At 40.8% G+C, this 14,754-nt stretch carries 14 protein-coding genes; 6 read left to right on the forward strand and 8 right to left on the reverse strand.

The genetic code is table 11. The features are described from left to right. Positions 1–8 precede the first annotated feature (8 nt). Positions 9–2,747: a SusC/RagA family TonB-linked outer membrane protein gene (locus H562_RS0111190; RefSeq protein WP_027377583.1), complete on the reverse strand. Its 2,739-nt coding sequence runs from the start codon at positions 2,745–2,747 to the stop codon at positions 9–11. A gap of 311 nt (positions 2,748–3,058) precedes the next feature. Here H562_RS0111190 and metG point away from each other — a divergent pair, with 311 nt between their 5' ends. Then, positions 3,059–5,095, forward strand: coding sequence for a methionine--tRNA ligase (metG, locus tag H562_RS0111195; protein ID WP_027377584.1), 2,037 nt, complete (start codon positions 3,059–3,061; stop codon positions 5,093–5,095). A gap of 135 nt (positions 5,096–5,230) precedes the next feature. On the opposite strand, the gene H562_RS0111200 is transcribed toward metG, so the two are convergent. Continuing rightward, complete coding sequence (locus H562_RS0111200; protein WP_027377585.1) at positions 5,231–5,944, reverse strand: class I SAM-dependent methyltransferase; 714 nt, start codon at positions 5,942–5,944, stop codon at positions 5,231–5,233. Positions 5,945–6,019: 75 nt separating this feature from the next. On the opposite strand from H562_RS0111200, the gene H562_RS0111205 reads away from it, so the two are divergent. Both H562_RS0111205 and H562_RS15420 read left to right on the forward strand, forming a co-directional pair. Further along, positions 6,020–6,493, forward strand: coding sequence for an Mpo1 family 2-hydroxy fatty acid dioxygenase (locus H562_RS0111205; RefSeq protein ID WP_027377586.1), 474 nt, complete (start codon positions 6,020–6,022; stop codon positions 6,491–6,493). Positions 6,494–6,570: 77 nt separating this feature from the next. Continuing rightward, on the forward strand, positions 6,571–6,981 hold the full coding sequence (locus H562_RS15420) for a hypothetical protein (protein ID WP_051190490.1): 411 nt from the start codon (positions 6,571–6,573) through the stop codon (positions 6,979–6,981). Positions 6,982–7,027: 46 nt separating this feature from the next. Here H562_RS15420 and H562_RS0111215 read toward each other — a convergent pair whose 3' ends face one another. The 4 genes from H562_RS0111215 to dnaA all read right to left on the reverse strand — a co-directional run bounded on the left by H562_RS0111215 (position 7,028) and on the right by dnaA (position 10,172). Beyond that, a complete protein-coding gene (locus H562_RS0111215) occupies positions 7,028–7,405 on the reverse strand; it encodes a hypothetical protein (RefSeq protein ID WP_027377587.1) in 378 nt (125 codons plus the stop codon). A gap of 63 nt (positions 7,406–7,468) precedes the next feature. Beyond that, entirely contained in the window at positions 7,469–8,167 is a 699-nt protein-coding gene (locus tag H562_RS0111220; RefSeq protein WP_027377588.1) for an SAM-dependent methyltransferase, read from the reverse strand. Positions 8,168–8,188: 21 nt separating this feature from the next. Beyond that, a complete protein-coding gene (locus H562_RS0111225) occupies positions 8,189–8,632 on the reverse strand; it encodes a low molecular weight protein-tyrosine-phosphatase (protein WP_027377589.1) in 444 nt (147 codons plus the stop codon). An 85-nt stretch (positions 8,633–8,717) separates the two neighbouring features. Continuing rightward, positions 8,718–10,172 (reverse strand): chromosomal replication initiator protein DnaA, encoded by a 1,455-nt coding sequence (gene dnaA, locus H562_RS0111230; RefSeq protein ID WP_027377590.1) that lies wholly within the window; start codon positions 10,170–10,172, stop codon positions 8,718–8,720. A gap of 134 nt (positions 10,173–10,306) precedes the next feature. Between dnaA and H562_RS0111235 the strand changes: the two genes are divergently transcribed. Then, entirely contained in the window at positions 10,307–10,717 is a 411-nt protein-coding gene (locus H562_RS0111235) for an acyl-CoA thioesterase (protein WP_027377591.1), read from the forward strand. Here H562_RS0111235 and pepE read toward each other — a convergent pair. Then, positions 10,714–11,406, reverse strand: a complete 693-nt coding sequence (gene pepE, locus H562_RS0111240; RefSeq protein ID WP_027377592.1) for a dipeptidase PepE — start codon at positions 11,404–11,406, stop codon at positions 10,714–10,716. The two genes, H562_RS0111235 and pepE, sit on opposite strands and share 4 nt — an antisense overlap. 240 nt (positions 11,407–11,646) lie before the next feature. Between pepE and H562_RS0111245 the strand changes: the two genes are divergently transcribed. Then, positions 11,647–12,093, forward strand: a complete 447-nt coding sequence (locus H562_RS0111245; protein WP_027377593.1) for a hypothetical protein — start codon at positions 11,647–11,649, stop codon at positions 12,091–12,093. 191 nt (positions 12,094–12,284) lie between these two features. Then, entirely contained in the window at positions 12,285–12,755 is a 471-nt protein-coding gene (locus H562_RS0111250; protein WP_027377594.1) for a hypothetical protein, read from the forward strand. 55 nt (positions 12,756–12,810) lie between these two features. Here H562_RS0111250 and H562_RS0111255 read toward each other — a convergent pair whose 3' ends face one another. Further along, on the reverse strand, positions 12,811–14,736 hold the full coding sequence (locus H562_RS0111255; protein ID WP_027377595.1) for a M1 family aminopeptidase: 1,926 nt from the start codon (positions 14,734–14,736) through the stop codon (positions 12,811–12,813). Positions 14,737–14,754: the final 18 nt, after the last annotated feature.

A 14,754-nucleotide genomic window follows, 5' to 3' on the forward strand; every position in this document is an offset into this window, starting at 1 on the left:
TGTTTTAATTAAAATTGAAAATTAAGACCTAGTGAGTACACTCTCGGCATTTGATAGTAACCGTTGTCGATTCCATTGAATACTTCAGGATCAATTCCTGTGTAGTCTGTAATCACGAATACGTTCTGTGCCATGGCGTAAACTCTCAGGTTACTGCCCGCTCCCATAAACTGACCAAAGTTATAACCAAGGTTCACATTATCGAGTCTGAAGAACGAAGCGTCTTCCACAAAAATATCGGAATAATACTGTGGAACCGCAAACTTATAATTCACTGCTGATGAATAAACGTTTTGTAAATAATCATTTGTAGATGCAGACTGCAAAGAACTGTTGGCTGCAGGGTTATTGTATACATAATTGCCTAAAACCGCTCTGGCACTTAAACCAAAATCCCAGTTTTTGTGTGTGAGCTTGGTATTAAAACCCAGGATCGCATCCGGTGTGGTAGATTTGTAGTAGTACATATCATTTGCATTTACGACGCCGTCCTGGTTTCGGTCTGCATATACTCCCGACATCGGTTTGCCGCTGGAATCATAAAGCTGCTGATATACAAGGAATGAGTTTGGCGCATGACCTACTGCCTGAGCCTGGATCGTATTTCCTACCCCGCCGGAAATTCCACCGACCGGAATAAGGAATGTGTCATTGGCCTGTGCAAGAAGGTTGGTGATCTCGGGTTGGTAGTGCGTCGCATTGAAGCTTACCTCCCACGTAGTGTTCTCGTTTTTCACAGGAACTACAGTGATTGATCCTTCAATACCTTTGTTCTCCATATTACCCACGTTCAGTAAGTTGTGGTTACTTAAATCACCTGCTGCGATAGGAGAATCTACAAGAAGATCTTTAGTTTTCTTCTGGAAGATATCGATCGATCCTGTAATTCTGTTATTGATGAAACCAAAATCCAAACCTAAATTTTCGGTGGTAGTCGTTTCCCACGTGAGGTTTGGGTTGTAAATATTCGCGCGGTACATATTGTAAAAATTAGTCCCGAACTGGTAAAGTGCACCGGTTGCACTCAGGTTATAGGCAGCAAATGCCGGATAGTTGTTTGGATTATTTCCTACACCCAATTCCTGCTGACCTGTTTTACCCCAGCCCGCTCTCAGTTTAAGTGTGCTGATGGCAGAAACGTCTTTCAGGAAGTTTTCTTCGTTGATTTTCCACGCTGCAGAAACTCCTGGGAAATTTCCCCAGACATTATCTAAAGTGCCGTTGTAAAAACGTGAAGAGCCATCTCTTCTTATCGAAGCCGATACGATGTATTTGTTATCAATAGTAAAGATTGCACGGCCGTAGAACGAAAGCAGGGTATTGTTGGTTTCAAAGTCTTTACCTACCGTATTTTCGCCGGTTCCCTTAAAAGTTGCCGCACCGGGAATGCTTGTATAGAAATCCTGATAAGCGTAACCCGCGGTTAGATCAACGCCTGTATTAATTGCGTTGATGGTTTTAGTATAGTTAAAATAAGTTTCCAGCAACTTATTTTTCTTCTCCATCGTATATTGGCTAACACTGCCTTTGTCATTGAAACCTGCTCTGTAGAGGGCATTGACTTTTTTCTGACCTGTACTTTTGGTATAATCATAACCGGCATTCACATTAAAATGAAGATCCGGCAGGAAATGCAGTTTATAATCCAACTGCACATTCCCAAGTCCGCGCCATACCGAAGAAACATCATGAATTCCATTTAACAGAGAAATGGGGTTTGAATTGGAGTTCGCATTGAAACCTGAACCCAAAAGCCACTCATAGTAACCTCCGTAATTAGAATTACCCGAGTATACATCCTGCGTAGGATCGAAGTATGTCGCATTGTTGATGACTCCGCCGTCTACAAATCGGTTATCGGTAAAAGTACCTTTCAGATTTACGTTCACGGTCAAGTGGTTATCAAATAATTTTGGGCTTAAGTTTAAACCTGCAGAGCTTCTCCGGAAATTATTTGTTTTTACGATACCGTTCTGCTCATTGTACCCAAGCGACAGTCTGTACGGCAATTTTTTAATACCGCCCGAAAGCGCAATATTATTGTCAGTTCCCCAGGCAGCCTGATAGATCAGATCCTGCCAGTTCGTATTGGCAGTTCCTAAACGGTCTTTATAAGAATCAGCGGCGTAAGAATTTACGAAATCCCTGAACTGATCACCCGTCAGCACATCAGCTTCGCCCATTTTTGTGGAAACCGACGCAAGGCTTGAAAAGTTAACTTTCAGTCTTCCTGCCGAACCTTTTTTGGTAGTGATCAAAATAACACCATTGGTAGCTCTGTTACCATAAATGGCTGTAGATGACGCATCTTTCAGAATGTCGAAAGTCTCGATGTCATTTGGGTTGATCAGCGAAAGCGGATCCGAAGCACCGTTGACACCAGTAAAATCCTGTGGAACTCCATCGATAACGATCAGCGGAGAATTGCTACCGTTCAAAGAAGAAGTACCTCGCACCCGGATAGATGATCCTGCACCCGGCGCACCACTGTTTGACGTAATTTGAACACCGGGCGTTTTCCCCTGGATCAACTGCGCAGGAGAAGTGGCTCCACCGTTAAAATCTTTCGAAGAAATAGAAGAGATCGAACCGGTTACGTCGGTTTTCTTCTGTTTCCCATAACCAATCAGCACAACCTGCTCTATATCGGCGGTCTTAACTGAATCTTGGGTTTGTGCCTGTAACATTGATCCCGCGAATAGTAAAAAAGCGGGCGCAATTTTCAAAACTGTCGTATAGTTTCTCACAAAAATAAAATTTAGGATTAATATTTAGTACATATCAACTGCTCGTAAAGAAGCGTTGCAATTTAAACAATTTTCCACCCATTTTTCGAATATTGGTAATAATCTTCAGTTTTACTGACTTGAATCATATAAGGAACGTTAATTTTAAACTAAACAACGCCCTGTTTAAGAAATTTTATAACGCTGGCCGCACTTATTTATTTGATTTTATCCCGAAGTTAAACCACCGTTTAACAAATTATGATCGCTGTCCCTGGGATTTGCTCCGAATTAAAAAACAGAAACCCTTATCTTTGCAAAAATTAAGAAAAATGAGGTCAGGAAAAAAATTAATAACCGCTGCATTGCCCTACGCCAACGGTCCTGTTCATATCGGTCATTTAGCGGGAGTTTATATTCCGGCGGATGTATATGCGAGGTTTCAGCGCAGGCTCGGCAGCGAGGTTGCCTTTATCTGTGGTTCCGATGAACACGGAATTCCAATTACCATACGCGCCAAAAAGGAAAACGTAACTCCTCAGGATATTGTTGATAAATACCATGCGGTTATCAGGAAATCGTTTGCCGACCTCGGGATTTCCTTTGATGAATATTCGCGGACAACTTCTGAAAAGCATCGCGAAGTAAGTCAGGATTTCTTTACAACACTTTATAATAAAGGCAAATTCTCCGAAGAAACCTCTGAGCAGTATTTCGATGAGCAGGCCGGGGAATTTTTGGCAGACCGCTATATCGTGGGAACCTGCCCAAACTGCGGCAATGAAAACGCTTACGGTGATCAGTGCGAGAAATGTGGCACTACCCTTTCGCCATCAGAACTGATCAATCCAAAGTCGATGTTGAGCGGAAATGTTCCTGTTCTTAAGGAAACCAAGAACTGGTATCTGCCGCTTAACGAATACGAAGATTTCTTGAATGAATGGATCATCGAAGGTCATAAAAACGACTGGAAACCAAATGTATACGGTCAGGTAAAATCCTGGCTGACAGAAGGTTTGAAATCACGGGCCATGACGCGTGACCTGAACTGGGGCGTTCCCGTTCCCCTGCCTGATGCCGAAGGAAAAGTGCTTTATGTTTGGTTTGATGCGCCTATCGGATATATTTCGTTCACCCAGGAATGGGCAGAAAAGACCGGCAAAAACTGGAAAGATTACTGGCAAAATGAAGAGACGGAACTCATCCATTTCATCGGGAAAGATAATATCGTATTTCACTGTATCATTTTTCCGGCAATGATGAAAGCCCACGGCGACTATGTAATGCCGACCAATGTGCCGGCCTTTGAATTCCTGAATTTAGAAAATGAAAAAATTTCCACCTCCCGGAACTGGGCGGTTTGGGCACACGAATATATTGAAGAGTTTCCCGGCCAGCAGGATGTTTTGCGCTACACGCTGCTTTCATCGGCGCCGGAAACCAAAGACAACAATTTTACGTGGAAGGATTTCCAGACCAAAAACAATTCAGAATTGGTGGGAATTTTCGGAAACTTTATTAACAGAGTTGCCGTTTTGATCCATAAATATTACGACGGAGTTGTTCCTGCCAGTAATGAAAATGCTGAGGAATTAAATGAAATCACCAAAGCAGCGACAGAAATTGAAAATTTCCTGGAACATTATGAATTCAGAAATGCTTTAACTTCAATGATGAATCTGGCCCGTTTTGGAAACCAATACCTTCAGATCGAAGAACCCTGGAAAACAATTAAAGACAATCCGGAAAAAGCCGCAGGCTCATTATTTGTCGCAGCACAGATTGCAGTGGGATTGGCACAGATCTGTGAGCCATTCTTACCTTTCAGCGCGGAAAAATTACAGAAAATGTTTAGCGTTCCGCAATTAAGTTGGGAAGAAATTAAGAGTCAAAAAATATTGATCCCAACCGGCCATCTTATTAATCCGGCGGAATTATTATTCTCAAAAATTGAAGATGAAACCATTGAATTTCAAATTCAGAAATTAGAGAACACCAAAGAATCCAACAAAAAAACAAATCCAAAAGCCAACCCGATGAAAGAAGAAATTCAGTTTGACGATTTTACCAAAATAGATTTACGAACTGCCACTATCTTGACTGCTGAAAAAGTAGAGAAAGCAGACAAACTTTTAAAATTCTCTGTAGACACGGGCGTCGACGTGAGAACGGTAGTTTCCGGTGTTGCTGAAAGTTTCGCACCTGAAGAATGTGTGGGGAAACAGGTGATGATTTTATTAAATCTCGCACCACGCAAAATCAGGGGGATCGAGTCTCAGGGAATGCTACTTTTAACAAACAACGCCGACGGAAAATTGGTGTTTGTAACTCCTACTGAAACTGTTGAAAACGGTGTTGAGATTGGATAATCGCTTTCTCTTTACTGTATTTTTTTTTCGCAAAGGCGCAGTGAAAACTTTTCTGATTCGAAGGTTTTTGCACTGCTTTTAAGGATGCGAGGACGTTTCACTTAGCAAAAACAATAAATACAAAAAGACCCGAAATTAATTCAGGTCTTTTTTCGTTAATCTTGCCAGGAAAGAGTCATCTTGCTGCAGTATTTTTTCGATTTTAAATCCATTGTTTTCCGCGGCTTTCTTCAAAGTTTCAAAGTCCAGATAAAGCCATTTAATGGGGTTTTCTGTATCGAGTTTATAGTGTACAAAATAATCTACTTCGCCATAATAGTGATCAGCCGGAACCATAAAACCCCCGTCATCTACCCGATCGTACATATAGAGAATATCTGTGCTGTCGATTAATACTTGGCCGTAATTGTTTAATAACGAATATAATTTTTTAAGGTACACATCGATCTTGTTCAAACTCTGAAAAATACCCGTTCCATTCATTAAGAGTAGAATGGTGTCGAAAGTTCCAGCTGAAAACTGAAGGATATCCGCACACACGCTGTTTCTGACACCCCGCAGTCGGCAAACCTCAATTGATTTGCGCGAAAAATCTAACGCCAGCACATCCAGCTTTCTTTCCTTTTGAAGATACAGACTGTGTGAACCTGCGCCCGCGCCAATGTCCAGCACACTGCCGTTCGCCAATGCCAGCGCTTTCTGCTCAATTTGGTTCATCTCATTATAACTTCGGAAAAAATAGGCCACCGGCAACTCGTCAATTTCTGAGATCGAGGTTTCAGTAAGCAGATCTTCGGCAGTTCCTCCGCGGTAAAAATCCCAAATTGCCTGTCCCATCAAGTCTTTCATCATAATTATTCTTTGTGCAAAAATATACAATCTCCCAGAACCGAATTTTTTGAATATTTTTATAAAAAAAACAGCATGAGAAAGATTGAAAGTTTATTTGCAGAATATGCCGAAAGCCACCGCAACAAAACCAATAAAGCCATACACTGGCTTTGCGTTCCCCTTATTTTCTGGGCAATGCTGGGATTTGTTTCACTGATTCCTTCGCCACATTTGTACATCCGGAATTTTGGTGCGGTCAGCATTGTTTCGTTAGTGGCAGTAGCGGCAGTAACCGTTTTCTATTTCCGACTTTCGGTGAGGTTAGCCATCATTATGTTGGTGATCATGATAATTTTGGAATATTTTGTGTATTCAGTGAACGTGCATATGCAGCACAGATCCTGGATATTGTTTCTCAGTGTTTTTATTATCGCCTGGATTGGCCAGTTTTACGGACATAAAATAGAAGGTAAGAAACCGAGTTTTCTGAAAGATTTGCAGTTTCTGTTGGTGGGACCCGCCTGGTTGCTGAGTTTTATCCTGAAAAAGTGCCACATTAATCTTTAAAATAAAAAACTGATTGATATTGAAGCATCTATACAGTTGTTTTAAAAAATTTAGTGTTTAATCTAAAATTATAAGTCATGAAAAAGTTTACACAAGCACTTGGGGCAGTTTTAATTCTACTTTTGGTTTTCGTTTCCTGCAGCACCCGCGAAGATGATCAGCTCGCCAATGAGCCCTTCGTCGGTACGTGGAACTGGGTCTCTACTGATGGCGGGATCGCCAATACACACGACACGCCCGAAAGTACGGGCATCACCAGAACAATGACTTTCACTGCCGATAATCATTTTAAAGTAATGGAAAATAACGTGACTGTAAATGAAGGTACTTACCAAATTACTCGCCAGGTCACAAATACGGATCACGTAGAGCGGACTTTCATAAATTTCAGCGATTATCCCGACCTAATGGTGAAAAGTGTGGATGCAAGTGATTTATTCCTGGCGGAAGATGCCAATGATGGTTTTAGCTATCATTACAGCAAATAAAAAGAAGCGATCCGGTTTGGGGTCGCTTCTTTTATAATTTTAAGATTTACTCTTTAAAATGCGTCTTTACTTTTTCTAAAAATTGCTCGTCACTCATTTTCTGATCGGTATCCAGGGTAACTTTTAAATTTTTGAACTGTGGCGTTTCTGCCAGGTGATTTTTAAACTGTTCCTGAATTGTACCCGTACCGGTGAGATAGAGTTCTTCGGTATTGGTGAGTAAATGTTCCAGGTCCTTAAAGAATTTTGCAGTATTGGTCTGCTCCACATTGTTCGCGTTTTTTTCGCTGGAATTCCCGTGCTGCACATCTCGTTTTACCGGATCGCAAAGGAAAAATTTATAGGCACATTCTATATCGTGATTTTTAACAACCGTTGCATTTTCTGAATCCATCCAGATTCCTGCTAATTTTTTTTCTGACATAATAATTTATTTCCGGCATTAAAATCAACAATAATGCAAAAGCACTGTTAAGGGTTGTTAATGTTATTTGCCAAGCACGAAGACTGCAGGAATCTTATGCAGCTGCGGTGGATCTTTATGCCACTCCTTTATGCTTCGCGTTTTGATCATTTCATTTTCAGGATCATTGATATTGGCGGCTATACACAGCTGGGTCTGCGGTGACAGAAATTTGCACAGATCCTCGAAGAGCGGGTTGTTGCGGTAAGGCGTTTCCATAAATATCTGCGAATACCCAGTTTTTTGAACCGCTTTTTCAAGATCCATGATCCGTGCTTTCTTTTCGCTCCTGTCGATGGGCAGATAACCGTGAAAAGTAAACTCCTGTCCATTGAAACCGCTGCCGATCAGCGCAAGAATGATCGATGATGGTCCATTAACAGGAATAACCTGAACATCATTTTCGTGACACCACTTTACCATCACATTTCCGGGATCGGCTATACAGGGCAAACCGGCTTCGGAGAGTAGACCAAAATCCTGCCCCTGCTTCATCAATAGCTGCGCTTCCTGTAGATCCGCTCTTTTGGAATATTTGTCAAGAATAAACAGTTTCAGATTTGGCTGGCATTTTTCGGGGGCAAAATATTTAATGACTTTGCGCGCGGTTTTTTCATTCTCCACAAAGAAATAATCGGTCTTCAGAATATACTCTTTGATCGCCGGCGCAAAATAGCTTTGTGGTGAATTTTCCGACAGGTAAGCGGGTATTAGGAAAAGCATTTTAAATGGTTTTTAAATTAATCAACTCGCGGACTGCGAAGTAAGTTCATTAGCAATATGATCCGCACCCTTGTCGAGGAGCTGATATACGTCATCAAAATCTTTTATATCGCCCCAGTAAGGATCTGGAACTTCGCGGTCGCCCAACATTAATGAAACCTTTTTGCGCTGTTCTTCAGTTTTGGCCAGAGACAACACATCTGCAAGATTTGACCGGTCCATGCAGTAAATATAATCGTAATTATCGAAATCCGCCGCGGTGAAAGGCCTCGAAGACTGTTTTGAAATATCAATACTATATTTTTTGGCGGTCTCTACAGAACGGTGGTCAGGCGCTTTTCCGGCGTGCATATCGATTGTTCCGGCGGAGTCTACAGTAAAGTTTGCGGGAAGTTTGGATTTTAAAATTCCTTCTGCAAGCGGACTTCTGCAAATATTCCCCAGGCAGACCATTAAAATTTTCATATCAGTTTCTTATTTAGCCTTAACATACAAAATAAAAAAAGGAAATCGTAAAATTTCCTTTTTAACTTTTTTATCTCCGCAAAAACTACTGTCTTATTTTTTCGCCGAGTTCTTTCACATATTTCTTCAGTTCCTTGTCAATCTTAGAAACATCTTTTATTGTATCACACGCATACATTACGGTTGAGTGATCTTTGCCGCCCATTTCCTCGCCAATTTTTGTAAAGGTGGCGTTGGTAAGTTCCTTGGCAAAATACATAGCGAGCTGCCTTGGAAGTGCAATTTCGCGTTTCCTTGTTTTTGAAAGAAGCTGCTCGCGCTGAATACCGAAATATTCGCAAACCACATCCTGAATATAAGGAATGTTGATGACCTTTTTCTGGTTTGCTGCGATCTTGTTGATGGTTTCCTTTAAAAGCTCCAGACTTAATTCGGATTTGTAGATCGTAGAATAGGCGATCACAGAATTGATGACGCCGATCAGTTCCCGCACATTGGTTTTAACTTCCGACGCAAGAAAATCGAGCATATCTTCAGTAAGTACAATTCCGTCGCGGCTTAGTTTATCAACTATGATTTTTCTACGCGTATCAAAATCCGGTGATTTAATTTCTGCCGACAGTCCCCATTTAAAACGGGAAACAATACGGTCCTGAATATCCAGAATATCTACCGGCGCTTTATCAGACGTCAATATGATCTGTTTGCCGTTCTGGTGCAGGTAATCGAAAATATGGAAGAAACTGTCCTGCGTAGATTTTTTACCGGACAGAAACTGAATGTCATCAATAATAAGGACATCTACCATTTGATAGAAATGGGCAAATTCTGTTTGTTTATGCGCTTTTGCTGCAGACACAAACTGCTGTATGAATTTCTCGGAAGAAAGGTAAAGAACGACTTTGTCGGGATAAGAATTCTTCACTTCCAATCCTACAGCATGGCCCAAGTGGGTTTTTCCCACACCGTAGCCGCCGTACAGGAACAATGGGTTGAAAGCTGTTGCACCCGGTCTTTTTGCAATCGATTTCGCGACTGTAGATGCAAATTTGTTGCTTTCGCCTTCCACATAATTATCAAAAGAGAAATCAGCTTTCAGGTTGGAATCGATATTTACTTTCTTCATTCCCGGGATCACGAACGGATTGATCAGATTGGTTGGGAAAGAAGGCGGCATAGTTTCCTGCATTTTCGGCGTAGGAATGCTCTTGCCTTTCACGTTCACCGTGATCGGCGCTTCCTGGCCGCTCGGTTTATTTTCCATGACAGAATACCAAAGCTTCACGCCTTTTCCGATATTCTTTTTTAAAGCAGATGAAAGTAAAGAAAGATAATTGTCCTCTATATATTCTTTATAAAAATCACTCGGCACCAAAAGTGTCAAGTTGTTATCAACCAGCGAGACAGGACGCACATTATCAAAAAGTAAGTCAAAGGAGTTTTCTAATTTTTTCAGGTCTGTATTGTCCTCTGCAGCGTTTAGATTATCCCGCATAAACAGTAGACAATTTTCCCAGATAAGTGTTAAATTTTCGTTCATTTGCTTTAGTAATTTGGCCTCCAGATTTGGATTGTGGCGAGTAGACAAATATCGAGTTTATAATCCTCAAAAAAAAATAATTGCAGTATTGATTATTAACAAATATATTTGTATGATTAATTTAAAACTTAAAAATGATACACACAACTCATTCAATACGAGTACGTTATGGCGAAACAGATCCCATGAAATATGTGTACTATGGCAACTACGCAGAATATTTTGAGGTGGCCCGTGTGGAGCTTTTTCGCGGTCTCGGTATTCCGTATGATGAGATTGAAAACCAGGGAATTTGGCTGCCCGTTTCGGAGTACAGCATTAAATATCTGAAGCCTGCTTTGTATGACCAAATTCTGCAAATCCACACCTACATCAAAAAACTGCCCGGCGTGAAAATTGAGTTTGAATATGAAATTTATAACAGTTCTAAACAGAAAATCACAGAAGCAAAAACCACCTTGTTTTTTCTGGATTCTGCCAAAAATAAAATCATAAAATGCCCTGATTTTTTAATGGATCTGCTTGTTAAAAACTGGAGGACTTAGAGCAAACTTCCCGCTTCGAGTTCGTAAGGTTCTTTGTCTTTTTCAAAAATACGCGTAAGTTCACTGCCCTGTACCGTGGTTCTTTCGCCAATTTTTCGGATCCAGTTTCCTTCCCTCAGACCGACAACCCTGGTGTTATTTTGGGTAAGAAATTCCAAGATACGGGTTTCCCGCGTTTCGCCGTTGTGTTTTAATTCCGGATTTGGATCGAGGTAATGCGGATTTATATTAAAAGGAACAAGGCCCATAGTTTCAAAACTCGGCGGGTAAACGATCGGCATATCGTTGGTAGTTTTCATATTAATGCCACCAATATTGGAGCCGGCACTTGTCCCCAGATAAGGCTTCCCTTTTTCTACATTTTCTTTTAACACGCGCATCAGACCTTCTTCGTGCAGCGTTTTTACTAAGAGAAATGTATTGCCGCCACCTGTAAAATAACCTTGTGCTTCATTAAGCGCTTTCTTTTTGTCAGAAAATTCGTGCAGACCTCGAACACCGATTTCAAACTGCGCAAAAAACTCCTTAACTCTAAGTGTATAATCTTCGTGCGAAACTCCGCCCGGCCGCGCAAACGGGACGAAGATGATTTCACCAATACCGTTATAAAGTTCTGCAATCTCAGCAGTTAAATATTCCAGATATTTTCCGCCATAAAGCGTCGAGGTCGATGCAAGTATAATATTCATAAAATCTTCATTAAGAAAGAGCAAATGTATTTAAATTATTAATGATCTCTTAACTGCAGAAGTTTATTTCAGGGAAAGGAAACAGTGGTTTTTTGCTGAAGGAAAAAATCAATTCAGCAGAATATTCATTTAATAAAAAAATAGATGATTTTTGTCAATTTTTTGTTAATAAATTAAAAATATGATTTAATATCATAATTTGAATATATCTTTGCATAGAAATTAACAACAAAAAGCAATATGAAAAATTACACAGTTATCGGCCTTTTTCCAAGTCAGGAAAACGCCACAGCACTCTCTCAAAGTTTAGAAAAATCCGGAATTCAGAACGAGGATTACATTATATATAAGACCGAAAAGAAAATCATGACCGGTGAAAAACGCAATTTCTGGAAAAAACTGCTCGGCGCCCAGGAAACACCGGACCATTCACGAATCGATAAACTGATTACCAGCGTGGCTGTTCGCAGTGAAGCCGAACTGGATTCGATCAGAAAATCTTTCAGGCAAAATGAAGTGGTTCATATTTACGAGTTTCAGGACATGACTTTAGATGAAGCCAAAAACCTGGATTATGTAAAGAAAATAGTGGAACTGCGGGCAAAATCACAAATCTACGCGATGCCCCGAACAACACTTTCCAGAAAAGGAAACTCCGAAGGCATCAGCACAGAAGTAAAAGCATAATATCAATTTAATTTTTTCATTACAGAAAAATCTACGCTTTGGGTGTGGATTTTTTTGGTTAAAAACCATGGTACACGATTTTACCGGTCCACTTTTTTGCACGAACTTTTTTTAGGTTCAAAAGATTTCGCCCTCATATAATTTTATCGCCGAACCTGCCGTTCTATATATTCTTCTGCAAACTAACCGACATGAAAAAACTTTTACTGCTTACGGTACTTTCCCCGCTTTTCTCTTTTGCACAGGACATTTCATTAAACCTGAAAAGAGACATGTATCCGCTGTACATTATTAATGGGATCATTTCAAATGAGGTGCAGTCCAAACTTCTGAAACCTACTGATATTTCGTCCGTAAGCATCTATAAATCCGACAGTTTACCGGAAAATCTTACAAGTTTCAAAAATTTTGCAAGCGACGGAATTGTGGAGATTTCATTAAAGGAAAAAGAAGAAAACCCCACAGTTTCACTGGCACATCTGAATAAGAAAAACAGTCTGGATGAAATAAATCCTGTATACATCAACGGAACTTTGCTGCTGAATACCGACACCAAAGTGCTGGAAGAAGCCATCATCAAAACAGAGGTGATAGAAAATAAAGGCCAGAAATTCCTGAATATCTGGACCGTTGCACCGAAGAGCTCGAAAGCGGTTTCCTGAACAAACCGGCAGTCTATCCGATTACGGGATTTTTTCAGCTTACAAGGAAAATCAGCTATTCTTTTCTGAATTTGAGATTCTTCCCGGCGATTTTCAGGAAATATACGCCGGTCGGCAGCTCTTTCACACTGATCATATTTCCGGCTGTATATTTTCCTTTTTTAATGATTTGGCCGCTGACACTGTAAATTATAAATTCCTGATTCACAGCAATTCCTTTTAGAAGAAAGGCGTTGTGAACAGGATTGGGATAAAGTAATACTTCATCCTTCTGACCTGAAAACACCGCCAGTGCCGGATCAAAAACCACCACCGAATTCTTTTCAATGATCTGACATTCTTTATTGAATTCCACTGCCGCCACCGGAAAATTTACCGTTTTTGAAAATGCCTGACTATTGGAAGTATTTTCTAAAATAAGTTCGGCTGTTTCGCCGTTTGTGCCTGTAACAGTTACCGGCAGCGGTAATTCGAAAAAATTTACTGAAGGATCGCTCTGGCTTTGCGAAACAAGAAATTGCACATTGGGATTTCCTGCAGCTTGATTCCATTTTATAATATAACCCGGATAACCTTCGCCATAAATCCAGTCATTAAAGAATTCCGTAAAATCTTTTCCCGTGGATTGCAGGATCTGATTTTTAAAATCTTCGGTTTTTGCATATTGGTACGCAAATGCAGGATTTGCGGTGTAATCTTTTAACATCTGATAAAATGCGGCGTCGCCCAAAATCCATTTCATCATTCTAAGAACAAAACCCCCTTTCACGTAGGTCAGCCGGCCATTAAATACGGTGGAGACATTGGATAGATCACTGTCGGCTACGTAAATTCTACCATTTGGCAAACTCGTAATATTGCTTATCTGACCAGCCAGATGCGCCATAAATTCACCGTGAGTCATCAGATTTTTTTCAAAGATGAGCTGCTCTGCGAAGGTGGCAAAACCTTCGTTTAGCCAGGCATCATTCCACGCGCCGCAGGTAATTTTATCACCAAACCACTGATGGGCAAGTTCGTGCGCAATTGTCGATCTGGCGAATGAATTCATCGACGACATGGTCTGATGCTCCATGGCCGCACCATTCACAGCAAATTCCATGTGGCCGTATTTTTCCGCAGAAAAAGGATATGGCCCAAAGTAAGTTTCAAAAACAGTCATTGCTTCTTTGGTCCACTCCAGATTACTTTGCACTGCAGGCGAGGACGACGTGTCGGGATACAGGTAATTGAGATAGGGAAAAGATGAGTTGCCGATCTCGCCATTTGTTTTAATGAAATCACCAAGCGAGAAAGCAATAAGATATGCAGCAGTAGGATATTGTGTACGCCAAAAGGTAAGCTTTTTATTTCCCGGCAGCACAGTTTCAGACATGAGCTTTCCGTTTGCGCCTACACTGTATTGCGCCGGGGCCGTAATTTTAAGATCAAACGAGTCAATCTTATCATTCATGCTCTGTTTTGTAGGAAACCAGTTTTGTGCGCCGTAAGGTTCGGAGAGTGTGGACAAAACCGGACTTCCGTTGTGCGTGCCCGCGTAGAAAGAAGTTCCCGCTGAACTGTCCGGCACACCAGAATATTTTATTGTAAGCGAATCAAGCACATGGGCGGGCAACGCTGTATTAAAATTTATTTTCAGTTCTTTTGTCGGCAACTGCTCAAAAGTCAGCGCTGCACCGTGATAAGTGACCTGCGAAACTGTGAGCAAATTTGTGAGGTCGAAATAAATTTGTGAGAAGGATTCACTTGGCAGGAAATGCGAGGTTACTGTACCTGAAATAAATAGCTGTGCCGGATCCAGATCTGCCTCCAGTCGCTGGTATTTCAGATCGTAATTCAGCGTATTCGGATTGATGTTGAAATTGATCATTTTCCGGTAAGCGCCAACTTCTCTGTTGATAAGATTTTGATCTGCATGATTTTGCGCGAAAGTGAAAGCGAAACAGAAAATGCCTAAAACCGAAAAGTAAAATTTTTTCATCAGTTTAAATTTAATTTA

This window comes from Kaistella palustris DSM 21579 (genome assembly GCF_000422265.1).
GTDB classification, from domain to species: domain Bacteria; phylum Bacteroidota; class Bacteroidia; order Flavobacteriales; family Weeksellaceae; genus Kaistella; species Kaistella palustris.

Coding starts and splice junctions, on each gene's coding strand:
- metG (WP_027377584.1), top strand. CDS start 3,059: ATGAGGTCAGGAAAAAAATTAATAACCGCTGCATTGCCCTACGCCAAC.
- H562_RS0111200 (WP_027377585.1), bottom strand. CDS start 5,944: ATGAAAGACTTGATGGGACAGGCAATTTGGGATTTTTACCGCGGAGGA.
- H562_RS0111205 (WP_027377586.1), top strand. CDS start 6,020: ATGAGAAAGATTGAAAGTTTATTTGCAGAATATGCCGAAAGCCACCGC.
- H562_RS15420 (WP_051190490.1), top strand. CDS start 6,571: ATGAAAAAGTTTACACAAGCACTTGGGGCAGTTTTAATTCTACTTTTG.
- H562_RS0111215 (WP_027377587.1), bottom strand. CDS start 7,405: ATGTCAGAAAAAAAATTAGCAGGAATCTGGATGGATTCAGAAAATGCA.
- H562_RS0111220 (WP_027377588.1), bottom strand. CDS start 8,167: ATGCTTTTCCTAATACCCGCTTACCTGTCGGAAAATTCACCACAAAGC.
- H562_RS0111225 (WP_027377589.1), bottom strand. CDS start 8,632: ATGAAAATTTTAATGGTCTGCCTGGGGAATATTTGCAGAAGTCCGCTT.
- dnaA (WP_027377590.1), bottom strand. CDS start 10,172: ATGAACGAAAATTTAACACTTATCTGGGAAAATTGTCTACTGTTTATG.
- H562_RS0111235 (WP_027377591.1), top strand. CDS start 10,307: ATGATACACACAACTCATTCAATACGAGTACGTTATGGCGAAACAGAT.
- pepE (WP_027377592.1), bottom strand. CDS start 11,406: ATGAATATTATACTTGCATCGACCTCGACGCTTTATGGCGGAAAATAT.
- H562_RS0111245 (WP_027377593.1), top strand. CDS start 11,647: ATGAAAAATTACACAGTTATCGGCCTTTTTCCAAGTCAGGAAAACGCC.
- H562_RS0111250 (WP_027377594.1), top strand. CDS start 12,285: ATGAAAAAACTTTTACTGCTTACGGTACTTTCCCCGCTTTTCTCTTTT.
- H562_RS0111255 (WP_027377595.1), bottom strand. CDS start 14,736: ATGAAAAAATTTTACTTTTCGGTTTTAGGCATTTTCTGTTTCGCTTTC.